We start from the raw sequence: 13,170 nt of genomic DNA, 5'->3' as shown, positions 1-13,170 counted from the left end.
GGCGCGGGCGCGGGCGCGGGCGCTATTGAGATTTCACTCGATCAACGCAAAAAATTCACACAATCCGCAGGCGCTGCCCATACCTCCTTGCGATTTTTATGGATGCCCCACCGAAGGTCGCCGTCTATGCCCTGCGCGCACTCCCCACCGGCCAGGTTCTATTGGCGCCTTGCGCCACGTTGTGTGACGGCATTCTCCACGCGACAACCGTCGACCTGAAAACCCCTTGTTGGATATCGATTCGGGGCTCAATCCACGCAAGCTGGGAGCGCCCCCGCACTGTCATCCCCACCGGTTTCTCACCCTCGACGAAGGAGATGCGAAATATGGACTACCTCTTCTATCCACTTCTATCCACCGGAGATCAATTCCACTCGCATGTACAGCGGTCCGGGGGCTGGCTCTCTGCTGGCCGCCGCCGGAAGCTGGGACGCGGTCTCGGCCGAGTTGAGCAGCACCGCCGAAGGCTGTGAGTCGGCGGTTTCGGGACTGGACTTGCACTGGCGTGGCCTGGCCGCCGAAGCGATGTCGGCCACTGCCGCCCGGTATACGGGTTGGCTGCAGTCGACGGCCGAGCACGCCAAACAGACGGCCATGGCGGCCAGGACGGCGGCTGCGGCCTACGAGCACGCGCATGCGATGACCGTTCCCCCGTCGGCAGTCGCCGCCAACCGCCTCCGATTGTCCTACCTGGTGGCAACCAACATCGTGGGCCAGAACACCGCGGCGATCGCCCAGACCGATGCGCAGTACGCCGAGTATTGGGCCCAGGACGCCACCGCGATGTCCGGCTATGACACCGCGGCGAAGGCGGCGACGACACAATTGTCGACGTTCTCCTCCCCGAACAACGGCACCGATCAGTCCGGGCTGACCGCTCAGCACGCCGCCGTCACCAACGCCGCCAACAGCGCTGCCGCGTCCAACCCGGTGCAGCAGGTGCTTTCCGGGATTTCCAACCTGGCGGGGATCCTGCCCACCAACGCCTCGATCCTCCCCGAAGACCTGACGGTCCTGGACGGTATCGCGGCCGTGGGCACCGCGATCAACTCCACCTACTACCTGGAGGCGTTGCCGGCCGGCGTGATCGGCGCCGAGAACAATCTGGGCATCCTGCCGAATCTCGGCGCCGCTGCTGCCGCTGCCGCCGCTCCGGCCGAGATCGCCCCGGCGCTGAGCGCGGTGTCCACGGGCGGTGCCGCGGGGCTGGGCAACGTCACCGCGACACTTGCCCGTGCGGGCACGATCGGACCGATGTCCGTGCCGGTCGGATGGTCGGCACCCTCGAGCAGCACCGTCACGGCGCTGCAGCCCGCCGGGATGACCACGCTGCCGGGGACCGAAGAGGCGGCCGCATCCGGCTACCCGGGCTACCCGGGGATGCCCGGGGGGATGGCCGCGCGCGCCGTGGGTGTGGGCGCTCCGCCCCGGTATGGCGTCAAGCTGACGGTGATGCCGCGCCCGCCGGCCGCCGGCTGATACGACTCCGGCCCGTGGGCGGCCCGGGCGGTGGCGACACCGCTACGCCACTCGCGGCATTCATCGGCTAAAGAACAGTGGGGCAATGGATTTCGCCTTCTTGCCGCCGGAGGTCAACTCCGCCCGGATGTACAGCGGCCCGGGATCGGGTCCGCTGGTGGCTGCCGCGGGCAGCTGGGATTCGCTGTCGGCCGAGTTGGACATCACCGCAGCCGCCTGCGCATCGGTGCTTTCGAGCCTCACCGGCCTGCACTGGCACGGCCCGGCCGCCCAGACCATGACTGCCACCACCAGCCCCTACCTGGACTGGCTGCACACCACCGCCGAACACACCAGACAAACCGCCTTGCAGGCCCGCGTCGCCGCAGCCGCCTACGAACTGGCCTTCGCCATGACAGTGCCCCCCGCCGCGGTCACCGCCAACCGCACCCAACTGGCCACACTGATCGCCACCAACTTCTTCGGCCAGAACACCGCAGCCATCGCAGCCACCGAGGCCCAATACGCCGAATACTGGGCCCAAGACGCCGCCGCGATGTACGGGTACGCCGCCAATGCGACGACAGCCACGATGCCGTTGCCAGGGTTCCACTCCCCCCACACCGCGATGGGCTCGGTGTCACAGGCCGTCTCGGCGGCGACGAACGCACTGAGGGCCACGACGAGCGCGGCACCGTCGATCGTGCCCACCAATGCGTCGCTCCTACCGGACAGCCTCACCGTTTTCGTCGCGATCAAAGCCGTCGGCACGGCGATCACTTCCACCGCCAAGACGGGCTTGATCGAGACCGGGATCATCGGGGCCGAGGACAAGCTGGGCATCTTGCCCGAACTGGAGGTGACCATGGCTGCGGACGCGACACCGGCGTTGTCCGCGCCGAGCCTGGGTGGCGGATCGGGTCTGGGCAACCTCACCGCGACCCTTGCCCGTGCCGGCAAGATCGGGTCGATGTCCGTGCCCGCGAGTTGGACGACACCGACCGGCGGCACAGTTACGGCGTTGCCGGGCAACGACTTACCCATCGTAGCGACCGAGGAGGCGGCCCACGCCTCCGGCGTTCCGGGCATTCCCGGGATACCGGGGGGAGCCGGCCCGCGCGCCACGTTGGTCGTCCCGCGATATGGCGCCCGGCTCACCGTCATGTCCCGTCCCCCAGCGGCCGGGTGACGCGGCCGCCCCGGTGGGGGACGCCTTCCACACCTCGGCCGTCGTCCCCGCTACGGCCTACGGATCACGGTCATGAGCCGTCCCTGATGGGCGTCTCGTCGGTATCGGAAGGCTGGGGCGGCTCGGGCGGTACCAGCCTCCAGTTGTCGGGATTCTTCGGCGAGTAGACCACCGGCATCAACTGGCCTATCGTCGGCCACTGGTCGACGTCGACTTCCATGCGCTGATATACGGCGTGCTCAGCGACGGTGGGCCCGTTGATGACGCCGGCGATGGTGACGTACTGGCCGCCGGTGGCATCATCCGGCCGCGGACTGACCCCGGTCACCAGCAGCGTGCCGCCGAGCGACTCCCCGCGCGGGCCGCGCGAGAGGAACCGCTGGGCCAGGAATACCCCCAGCACCGCAACCAGGATGAGCAGCACACCGAATTCCCACACCTGGACATGGTAGGACTGCTGTCGTGAGCCCCGCCGACGACGATGCAGAGCGAAGAGCCGAGAAGGAGCGGCACAGGTGAGCCGCGACGATCTGGCGCTGGCGCTGGCGCTGGCCGACCACGCGGACACCGTCACCCGCGCCCGGTTCGGCGCGCTGGACCTGCACGTCGACACCAAGCCGGACCTGACCCCGGTCACCGACGCCGATCGCGCCGTCGAGACCGAACTGCGTGAGCTGCTCGGGCGTGACCGGCCAGGCGACAGCGTGCTCGGCGAGGAATTCGGCGGGACAACGACTTTCCGCGGCCGGCAGTGGGTCATCGACCCGATCGACGGAACCAAGAATTTCGTCCGCGGGGTGCCCGTGTGGGCCAGCCTGATCGCATTGCTCGACGACGGCGTCCCGACGGTCGGCGTGGTGAGCGCGCCCGCGCTGCGGCGCCGGTGGTGGGCGGCCCGCGGTCGCGGCGCCTTCGCCGGCGTCGACGGCGCCCCCCCACGCCGGCTGTCGGTTTCGGCAGTGGCACAGCTGGATTCGGCCAGCCTGTCGTTCTCGAGCCTGTCGGGGTGGGCGCAGCGCGGGCTGCGCGAGAGCTTCATCGAATTGACCGACGCCGTGTGGCGGGTACGCGGCTATGGCGACTTTCTGTCCTACTGCCTCCTCGCGGAAGGGGCCGTCGACATCGCCGCCGAACCGGAGGTTTCGGTGTGGGACCTGGCCGCGATCGACATCCTGGTGCGCGAAGCGGGTGGGGCCTTCACCGGCCTGGACGGGGTGGCGGGCCCGCACCGCGGCAGCGCCCTGGCCACCAACGGCGTGTTGCACCAGCAGGTGCTGGGCAGGATTTCTGTGAATTAGACAACAGGCTGCGGAATACTTTATCTTACTTTAGAGTAAGATAAAGTCCCCACTTCCCCGACGACAGAAGCCGCCGACATGACCGCAACCCGTTCCGGTTCGAGCTCCAGTTCATCCCGCAGGCCCACACGGGGCGGCGGCATCAGCGGCGTGGGCATGCAACCGCACCGGCGGTCCGCTATCGACGTCGCGATCGCGCTGATCACCCCGCTCGTCGGCCAGGACTTCCTGGACAAGTACCGCCTGCGGGGCCCGCTCAACCGCGGCCTGCGCTACGGCACCAAGACGATCTTCTCCACCGGCGCGGCGGCTTCCCGCCAGTTCACCAGAGTCGCGAACCTGCGCAGCGGACCGACCCGACTGAAGTCCAGCGGCAAGGACTATTTCGACCTGACGCCCGACGAGGACCAGAAACTGATCGTCGAAACGGTCGGGGAATTCGCCGAAGAGATCCTGCGGCCGGCCGCACGCGACGCCGACGAGGCCGCCACCTACCCGCGCGACCTGATCGCCAAGGCCGCTGAACTGGGTATCACAGCGATCAACATTCCCGAGGACTTCGACGGCGCCGCCGCGCACCGCTCCAGCGTGACCAACGTGCTGGTGGCCGAGGCGCTCGCCTACGGTGACATGGGCCTGGCGTTGCCGATTATGGCCCCGGGCGGCGTGGCATCGGCGCTGACCCACTGGGGCAGCGCCGAACAGCAGGCCACCTACCTGCCCGAGTTCGCCGGCGAGAACGTCCCGCAGGCCTGCGTCGCCATCGCCGAACCCCACCCGCTGTTCGACCCCACCCGGTTGCGGACGACGGCGGTGCGCACGCCCAGCGGCTACCGGCTCGACGGCGTGAAGTCACTGGTGCCCGCCGCGTCCGACACCGAGCTGTTCATCGTCGGGGCGCAACTGAACGGCAAGCCCGCCTTGTTCGTCGTCGAATCGTCCTGTGCGGGGGTGACCGTCAAAGCCGATCCGAGCATGGGGATCCGCGCGGCGGCACTCGGCCAGGTCGAATTCTCCGGAGTGTCGGTGCCACTGAACGCCCGGCTCGGCGAAGACGAAGCCTGCGAGGATGATTACTCCGAAGCGCTGGCGCTGTCCCGGCTGGGCTGGGCGGCGCTCGCGGTGGGCACTTCGCACGCGGTCCTGGACTACGTGGTGCCCTACGTCAAGCAACGCCATGCCTTCGGCGAGCCGGTCGCCCACCGTCAGGCCGTTGCGTTCATGTGCGCCAACATCGCCATCGAACTCGACGGTCTGCGCTTGATCACCTGGCGCGGCGCAGCGCGGGCCGAACAGGGCCTCACCTTCACCCGTGAGGCGGCGCTGGCCAAGCGGCTCGGCGCCGACAAAGGCATGCAGATAGGTCTGGACGGCGTGCAGCTGCTCGGCGGCCACGGCTACACCAAAGAGCACCCGGTCGAGCGCTGGTACCGCGACCTGCGGGCCATCGGCGTCGCCGAGGGCGTCGTCGTCATCTGAGCCCCGTCTTGACTAGCTAGTCCACCCCGATCCGAAAGTTCAACCCGAAAGTTCAACCATGGCAATCAATTTGGAGCTTCCCCGCAAACTGCAAGCGGTGATGGACACCACACATCAGGGCGCCGCCGAGTTGATGCGGCCGATCGCGCGCAAATACGACCTTAACGAGCATGCCTACCCGGTCGAACTCGACACTCTCTTCAGCCTGTTCGAGGGCGCCTCCTCCGCGATGGCCTTCGCCGCAGCGGGCGCGCTGCGCGACGGGGCGGAACGGCAGGACACCAACCACAACGGCGCCAACATGGCCGCACTGCTGCAGACCTTGGAGGCCAGCTGGGGCGATCTGGCGATGATGCTCTCGGTCCCCTATCAGGGGCTGGGCAACGCGGCCATCTCCGCGGTCGCCACCGACGAGCAGCTGGAACGCCTGGGCAAGGTGTGGGCGGCGATGGCGATCACCGAACCGGACTTCGGGTCGGATTCGGCGGCCGTGTCCACCACCGCCAAGCTGGACGGCGACGAGTACGTCATCAACGGCGAAAAGATCTATGTCACGGCCGGTTCGCGTGCCACCCACATCGTGGTGTGGGCCACGCTGGACAAGTCGGCGGGCCGCGCGGCGATCAAGTCGTTCGTTGTCCCGCGTGAACATCCCGGCGTCACGGTCGAGCGACTCGAGCACAAGCTCGGCATCAAGGGCTCCGACACCGCGGCGATCCGCTTCGACAACGTCCGGATCCCGAAGGAAAACCTCTTGGGAACCCCGGAAATAGAAGTGGGCAAAGGGTTTTCCGGGGTGATGGAGACCTTCGACAACACCCGCCCGATCGTGGCGGCCATGGCCGTCGGGGTCGCCCGCGCCGCGCTGGAGGAGATCCGCAAGATCCTCACCCAGGCCGGGGTGGAGATCTCCTACGACAGGCCGTCGCACGTCCAGAGTGCCGCGGCGGCCGAGTTCCTGCGCATGGAAGCCGACTGGGAGGCCAGCTACCTGCTGGCCCTGCGCGCGGCATGGCAGGCCGACAACAACATCCCCAACTCCAAAGAGGCCTCGATGAGCAAGGCCAAGGCCGGCCGGGTGGCCACCGACATCACCTGCAAGACGGTCGAATTGGCCGGCACCGCCGGTTATTCCGAGCAAACGCTGCTGGAGAAGTGGGCGCGCGACTCCAAGATCCTCGACATCTTCGAGGGCACCCAGCAGATCCAGCAGCTGGTGGTCGCCCGCCGCCTGCTGGGACTGTCGTCGGCCGAGCTCAAGTAGCGTCAACGCGTCGCGCCCAGCGTGCGACCATGGCCAGATTTCGACCGAATTTTCGCACTGTGTGCACGTTCGGCGAAACCTCCGGGCCGGCGTCGGGCCGGCGCGCACTCCGGCCGACCGGTGGTGCGGGTCGCCGGCTGCGTCTGAGCCGGACGTAGGCTGTCGGCTACGACGATGGAGGTGTCATGCGCGCAGCACAAGTGACCCGCCTGGACGGCCCGGAGGCCATCGAGGTGGGCGAGGCCGAGGAACCACGAGGCGACGGTGTCGTCGTCGACGTGCACGCCGCCGGGGTCGCGTTCCCCGACGCGCTGCTGTCCCGAGGCCTCTATCAGTACCGGCCGGAGCCGCCGTTCGTGCTGGGCGCCGAGATCGCCGGGGTGGTGCGATCGGCGCCCGAGGGCGCCCACGTGCGCGCCGGCGACCGGGTGGTCGGCCTGACGATGCTGTCCGGCGGCATGGCCGAGATCGCGGTGCTGTCGCCGGACCGGGTGTTCAGGCTGCCCGACAACGTCAGCTTCGAGGCGGGCGCCGGCCTGCTGTTCAACGACCTGACGGTGTACTTCGCGCTGACGGTCCGCGGCCGGCTGGCCCACGGCGACACGGTCCTGGTGCACGGCGCGGCCGGGGGCATCGGGACCTCGGCGCTGCGCCTGGCGCCGGTGCTCGGGGCGTCACGCACCATCGCGGTGGTCAGCACGCCGGAGAAGTCGGAGATTGCCACCGCCGCCGGCGCGACGGACGTGGTGCTGGCCGAGGGCTTCAAGGACGCGGTCAAGGAGTTGACCGACGGGCGCGGGGCCGACGTCGTCGTCGACCCGGTCGGCGGCGACAGGTTCACCGACTCGTTGCGCTCGCTCGCGCCGGGGGGACGGCTGCTGGTCATCGGGTTCACCGGTGGCGAGATTCCCACGGTGAAGGTGAACCGCTTGCTGCTCAACAACATCGACGTCGTAGGTGTCGGGTGGGGCGCCTGGGCCGGCACTCACCCCAACGCGCTGGCCGAGCAGTGGAGTGGCCTCGAGGAACTGCTCAGCTCCGGGCGGCTGACCCCGCCGGACCCGGTGGTCTACCCGCTCGAGCAGGCCGCCGCCGCCGTCGCGTCGCTGGAGAACCGCACCGCCAAGGGGAAAGTCGTGCTGCGCGTCCGGGACTGATGCCCGCCGCGGTGAGGGCACGGGTGCCGGCCTTATTGCTCGACACATAAACGTCGGCGAAGACACGCCGCAGCAGTGCGCGCTGGTTTATGTCTCGCGGCCACATGTTCACCGACGATCCCCCCACGGTCGACCCCAACGAACGCGGCCCGGGAACCTGCGACCTGGGCGACCCCCGCGTGGTGAACATTGAGCCCCGTCGGGCCAGCCCTGGGCCAGCCCGCTTCGCCGCGTTGCGGGGCCGGCTGTCACAGTGGAGTGACGACGACGCCCGCGGCGACGGGGTGGCGTGCGGGCGGGACATCGCCGTCCCGGCGCCGGTGATCGGTAATCTGACCGACGGCACCTGCACGCCCTGCCACACCCGACGGCTGTTCGATGCGATCGCGCGCGATGACCACCACGACAAGGAGATGCACGAAATTCCCGGCACAACCCACTGTTACGCGGGCCCTGACCAGCGCGACAAGCTGCGCGCTGCGGCCGACATCGTCACCGACCGGATGGTCCGCCACGATTTCGCGAGACCCTGATGACGGCTGGGCCCCTCGACGGCATCCGGGTGCTCGAACTGGGCACCTTGATCGCCGGACCGTTCGCCGGGCGCCTGCTGGGAGACATGGGCGCCGACGTCATCAAGGTGGAACTCCCCGGCGCGCCGGACCCGCTGCGCACCTGGGGCCAGGCCGAGGTTGACGGGCAGCACGTCTTCTGGACGGTGCACGCGCGCAACAAACGGGCCGTCACACTGGACCTGCGCCGCCCGCGCGGCAGAGAGCTGTTCCTCGACCTCGTCGAGGAATCCGACATCGTGGTGGAGAACTTCCGGCCGGGCACCCTGGAGAAGTGGGCGCTGGGCTATGACGTGCTCAGCGCAACCAACCCGGGGGTCATCCTGGTCCGGGTCTCCGGGTACGGGCAGACCGGGCCCGACGCGCACAAGCCCGGATACGCCTCGGTCGCCGAAGCCGCCTCCGGGCTGCGGCACCTCAACGGTTTCCCCGGCGGACCGCCGCCCCGCCTCGCGCTCTCGCTGGGCGACAGCCTGGCCGGCATGTTCGGCGCCCAGGGCGCGCTGGCCGCCCTGTACCGCCGCGGCGTCACCGGGCGCGGCCAGGTCGTCGACGTCGCACTAACCGAATCCTGTTTGGCTGTACAGGAATCCACCATTGCGGACTACGACGTCGGCGGGGTGGTGCGCGGACCGTCGGGCACCCGGCTGGACGGCATCGCACCGTCCAACATCTACCGCAGCGCGGACGGCTCCTGGGTGGTGATCGCCGCCAACCAGGACACCGTCTTCGCCCGGCTGTGCACGGCGATGGGCCGCCCGGAGCTGGCAGGAGACGACAGGTTCGCCACCCACGTGGCCCGCGGGCGCAACCAGGACGAGCTCGACGCGATCATCGGCGACTGGGCCGCGCAGCGCGACGCCGGCGAGATCATCGAAACCCTCTCCGCCGCAGGGGTGATCGCGGGTCCGATCAACACCGTCGCGGAGGTGGTGCACGATCCGCAGCTGCGCGCCCGCGACATGCTGGTCGAGCACTACGACGAGCGGCTGCGGCGCACGGTGCTGGGCCCGGGCGTCGTGCCGGTGCTCTCCGAGTCGCCCGGCGGCGTCCGCAACGCGGGCCCGGCCCGGCCGGGACAACACAACGACGACGTCTACATCGGGCTGCTGGGCAAGACGCCCGCGGAGCTCGCGGAGCTTCGGGCCGAGGGGGTGCTGTGACGCCCCACGTCGACATCCGCGAGGTCGCACTGCGCGACGGCCTGCAGATCGAGAAGCCGATCCCGCTGTCGGCCAAGCTCGACCTGCTGGCCGCGGTGGCCGCCACGGGCGTCCGCGAGGTGGAGGCGACGGCGTTCGTCTCACCGTCGAAGGTGCCGTCGATGGCCGATGCCGCCGAACTGGCCACACACCTGCGCGCCTACCCCGACATCGCGTTCTCCGCCCTGGTCGCCAGCCCGAACGGCGCCAGACGGGCCGTCGCGGCGGGACTGCGATCGATCGAATACGTGGTGGCGGCCAGCGACGCCTTCAGCCGGGCCAACGTCGGGCGGTCCGCCGCCGAGTCCACCGCTCAGATCGACGATATCGTCGCCATCGCCCATGACGGGGGCGTCAGCGTGGAGGTCATCGTGGCGACCGCGTGGGACTGCCCGTTCGAGGGCCCCACCCCGCCGCAGCGGGTCCTCGAGATCGCCGCGGCCGCCCGCGAGCGGGGGGCCGACCGGTTCTGCATCGCCGACACGATCGGCACCACCACCCCGGGACGGGTGAGTTCGCTGATCGCCCAACTACAGCCGGTGATCGGCGACCTGCCGCTGGGCGGACACTTCCACAACACCCGCGGCGCGGGGCTGGCCAGCGCCTACGCGGCGGTGCAGGCCGGCCTCACCCGCCTGGACGCCTCGGCCGGCGGGCTGGGCGGCTGCCCGTTCGCGCCGGGCGCCACCGGCAACATCGCCACCGAGGATCTGGTGTACCTGCTGACCGACAGCGGCATCACCGTCGACGTGGACCTGCGGGCCGCCATCGCCGCCGCCGGCGTCGCGAAAGCGGTTGTCGGCCATGACCTGCCGAGCGCGCTGGTGCGCGCCGGCGACCGGATCCGGAACCGGTACCCGCAGCGAACCTGACCACCCATGGCCGCCAGACCCGGGCTGCCGTCGAGCCGGCCGCGCGGCCACGTAAGGAGATCATCATGGATTTCACTCTCCCCGAGCATCTTCCGGCGCTGCTTGCCGAGATGGACGCGTTCGTCGAGGCCGAGATCACGCCGCTGGAACGCGATCACATCCAGTATTTCGACAAGCGCCGCGAGCATGCCCGCACCGACTGGGACAACGACGGCATCCCGACGCGCGAATGGGAGGAGCTGCTCGCCGAGATGCGCCGCCGGGCCGACCAGGCAGGGTGGCTGCGCTACGGGTTGCCCGCTTCGGTGGGCGGACGCGACGGCACCAACCTCGACATGGCGGTGATCCGGGAACATCTAGCGCACAAGGGCCTCGGGCTGCACAACGACTTACAAAACGAGTCGTCGATCGTCGGGAACTTCCCGCAGGTGATCATGATGGAGCGGTTCGGCACCGACGAGCAGCGGCAGCTGTGGTCCGAGGCGCTGATCACCGGGGAACGCTCCCTGGCGTTCGGGTTGACCGAACCGCGGCACGGCTCGGATGCGACCTGGCTGGAGACCCGCGCCGAACCCGACGGGGACGGCTGGGTGATCAACGGCGCCAAGCGGTTCAACACCGGCGTGCACCGCGCCACCCACGACCTGGTCTTCGCCCGGACCTCCGGGGAGGCGGGACAGGCCCGGGGTATCACCGCGTTCCTGGTTCCCACCGACGCGCCGGGATTCAACGTCCCGTACTACTGGTGGACGTTCAACATGCCCACCGACCACGGCGAAGTCGAACTGACCGACGTGCGGGTGCCCGCCGACGCGGTGCTCGGCGAGGTGGATAGCGGCCTGGACGTCGCCCAGACCTTCCTGCACGAAAACCGGATCCGGCAAGCGGCGAGCAGCCTGGGCGCCGCGCAGTACTGCATCGACCGTGCCGCCGCGTACGCCGGGCAGCGCACGGTGTTCGGTAAGCCGCTGGCGGTCAACCAGGCCGTGCAGTGGCCGCTGGCCGAGTTGGCGACCGAGGCGCAAATGGTGCGGCTGCTCGTGCAGTACGCCGCCTGGCACCTGGATCGCGATCACCACATGGAGGTCTCCGACAAGGTCTCGATGGCCAACTACCGCGCAAACCGGCTGGTCTGCGACGCCGCCGACCGCGCCATGCAGGTCTTCGGCGGCCTCGGGTACAGCCGCCACGAACCCTTCGAGCACATCTACCGCCACCACCGCCGCTACCGGATCACCGAGGGCGCCGAGGAGATCCAGATCCGCCGAGTAGCGCAGCGGCTGTTCAAGTTCGGTCAGAAGTGACGGCCGTACCGGAGCTGTCCGGCAGGCTGACCGAGGTTCTCGCGGGCGTCCTCGGCGCCGGCACCGCCGTCGAGAATCTGCGCACGCTGACCGGCGGCGCCAGCCGCACCACCTGGGCGTTCGACGCCGTCACGGGCGGCAAGCGCCGGGCGCTGATCTTGCGCATCGGTCCCCCCGACGACGTGCACGCCGGCATGGAGCTCGAGGCCCGCGCGCAGGCCGCGGCGGCCGCGGCCGGCGCACCGGTCCCCCACGTCCTGATCGCCGATGATTCCGTTGCCGCACTGGGGAATCCGTTTCTCATCTGCGATGCCGTCGCCGGCGAGACCATCGTCCGGCGCATCCAGCGCCAGCTCGACGCCGGCGGCCGCGGGTACGAGGCCCGCTCCGGGCTGCTCCGCCAGTGCGCGCGGGCGCTGGCCGCCATCCACCGGGCCGACCCCGACCTGCCCGGGCTGAACCCGGAGGACCCACTCGCTCAGTGGCGCGAGCGACTCGACGCGATGGGCGACACCACCGCCACGTTCGAATGGGCGTTCCGGTGGCTGGCCGCCCGCCGACCCCGACCCTCGGCGCGGGTCCTGGTGCACGGCGACTTCCGGATGGGAAACCTCATCGTCGACGGCGCCGACCTGGCCGCGGTTCTCGACTGGGAACTGGTGCACGCCGGGCAGGCCTACGAAGACCTGGCCTGGTTCTGCATCCGGGCCTGGCGGTTCGGCGCCCCGGCCAGCCTGGGCGCTGGGGGCCTGGGCAGCGTCGAGAGCTTCCTGGCGGCCTACGAGGAGGCCGGCGGGACCAGCGTCGACCGGGTGGCGCTGCACTGGTGGCGGGTGCTGGCGACGCTGCGCTGGGGTGTCATCTGCCGCTACCAGGCCGAGCGGCATCTGAGCGGGCAGAACCGTTCGGTGGAGTTGGCGACGATCGGCCGTCGCGTCTGCGAGACCGAATGGGACCTGCTCGACCTGCTCGAGGGCCCGCAGTCGAAGGTTGCCCCGTGATCGGCGCCTACGGCCGCCCGCTGGCGGCCGAACTCGTCGCCGCGGTCGCCGAGTTCCTCGAATCCGAAGTCCGGGAAGCCACGACCGGACAGGTCAACTTCCACGCCCGTGTGGCCGCCAACGCGTTGCGCATCGTCGAGCGGGAACTGCTCGACGAGAGCGAGGAGGAAAGCAACGCGGCGCTGGCCCGCCTGGGCTACGGCGACGAGGAGGAGCTCGCCACCGCGATCCGGGCCGGCGACCTGGACGGGCGCGCCGAGGAGCTCACCGCCTGCCTGCGCTCCCTGGTGGGGCGCCGGCTCGCGGTCGCGCACCCGGGATACGACCAGCCGGACGGCGACACCCGATAGCAGCTGTTCGTCCCCGCGGCCGTG

General features: G+C 69.8%; 12 protein-coding genes and 1 pseudogene. 12 read left to right on the top strand and 1 reads right to left on the bottom strand.

Translation table 11 applies throughout. The features are described from left to right. Positions 1–342 precede the first annotated feature (342 nt). Together AC2VOK_RS09860 and AC2VOK_RS09855 are read left to right on the top strand one after the other, a co-directional pair. Positions 343–1,479 (top strand): PPE family protein, encoded by a 1,137-nt coding sequence (locus AC2VOK_RS09860; protein WP_428900311.1) that lies wholly within the window; start codon positions 343–345, stop codon positions 1,477–1,479. Between the two features lie 85 nt (positions 1,480–1,564). After that, positions 1,565–2,647 (top strand): PPE family protein, encoded by a 1,083-nt coding sequence (locus AC2VOK_RS09855; protein ID WP_428900310.1) that lies wholly within the window; start codon positions 1,565–1,567, stop codon positions 2,645–2,647. A 70-nt stretch (positions 2,648–2,717) separates the two neighbouring features. Here AC2VOK_RS09855 and AC2VOK_RS09850 read toward each other — a convergent pair whose 3' ends face one another. After that, entirely contained in the window at positions 2,718–3,086 is a 369-nt protein-coding gene (locus AC2VOK_RS09850) for a hypothetical protein (RefSeq protein ID WP_428900309.1), read from the bottom strand. A gap of 76 nt (positions 3,087–3,162) precedes the next feature. Here AC2VOK_RS09850 and hisN point away from each other — a divergent pair, with 76 nt between their 5' ends. The 10 genes and pseudogenes from hisN (at position 3,163) to AC2VOK_RS09800 (ending at position 13,146) form a co-directional block, all read left to right on the top strand. Beyond that, entirely contained in the window at positions 3,163–3,945 is a 783-nt protein-coding gene (gene hisN / locus AC2VOK_RS09845) for a histidinol-phosphatase (protein WP_428900308.1), read from the top strand. A gap of 78 nt (positions 3,946–4,023) precedes the next feature. Next, positions 4,024–5,424 carry an acyl-CoA dehydrogenase family protein gene (locus AC2VOK_RS09840; protein WP_428900307.1) on the top strand — a complete coding sequence of 467 codons (1,401 nt, stop codon included), beginning with the start codon at positions 4,024–4,026 and terminating at the stop codon, positions 5,422–5,424. Between the two features lie 58 nt (positions 5,425–5,482). After that, positions 5,483–6,688: an acyl-CoA dehydrogenase family protein gene (locus tag AC2VOK_RS09835; protein WP_428900306.1), complete on the top strand. Its 1,206-nt coding sequence runs from the start codon at positions 5,483–5,485 to the stop codon at positions 6,686–6,688. Between the two features lie 185 nt (positions 6,689–6,873). After that, a complete protein-coding gene (locus AC2VOK_RS09830; RefSeq protein WP_428900305.1) occupies positions 6,874–7,845 on the top strand; it encodes an NADPH:quinone oxidoreductase family protein in 972 nt (323 codons plus the stop codon). A gap of 122 nt (positions 7,846–7,967) precedes the next feature. After that, positions 7,968–8,378: pseudogene (locus AC2VOK_RS09825) on the top strand (alpha/beta hydrolase); the annotation flags it as partial. After that, the gene (locus tag AC2VOK_RS09820) at positions 8,378–9,580 is read left to right on the top strand and encodes a CaiB/BaiF CoA transferase family protein (protein ID WP_428900304.1); all 1,203 of its coding nucleotides are present in this window, start codon (positions 8,378–8,380) and stop codon (positions 9,578–9,580) included. The pseudogene AC2VOK_RS09825 and the gene AC2VOK_RS09820, both read left to right, overlap by 1 nt. Continuing rightward, positions 9,577–10,491: a hydroxymethylglutaryl-CoA lyase gene (locus tag AC2VOK_RS09815; protein WP_428900303.1), complete on the top strand. Its 915-nt coding sequence runs from the start codon at positions 9,577–9,579 to the stop codon at positions 10,489–10,491. The genes AC2VOK_RS09820 and AC2VOK_RS09815 overlap by 4 nt, the downstream gene beginning before the upstream one ends. Positions 10,492–10,556: 65 nt before the next feature. After that, positions 10,557–11,795: an acyl-CoA dehydrogenase family protein gene (locus tag AC2VOK_RS09810; RefSeq protein WP_428900302.1), complete on the top strand. Its 1,239-nt coding sequence runs from the start codon at positions 10,557–10,559 to the stop codon at positions 11,793–11,795. After that, positions 11,792–12,796 carry a phosphotransferase family protein gene (locus AC2VOK_RS09805; RefSeq protein ID WP_428900301.1) on the top strand — a complete coding sequence of 335 codons (1,005 nt, stop codon included), beginning with the start codon at positions 11,792–11,794 and terminating at the stop codon, positions 12,794–12,796. The genes AC2VOK_RS09810 and AC2VOK_RS09805 overlap by 4 nt, the downstream gene beginning before the upstream one ends. After that, the gene (locus tag AC2VOK_RS09800) at positions 12,793–13,146 is read left to right on the top strand and encodes a DUF6285 domain-containing protein (protein WP_428900300.1); all 354 of its coding nucleotides are present in this window, start codon (positions 12,793–12,795) and stop codon (positions 13,144–13,146) included. The genes AC2VOK_RS09805 and AC2VOK_RS09800 overlap by 4 nt, the downstream gene beginning before the upstream one ends. The last annotated feature ends 24 nt before the right edge of the window (positions 13,147–13,170 follow it).

It is taken from the genome of Mycobacterium sp. TH-M116 (assembly GCF_057473685.1).
The sequence above is the reverse complement of the archived record's forward strand: the minus strand, read 5'-3'. Positions and strand labels throughout refer to the sequence as shown.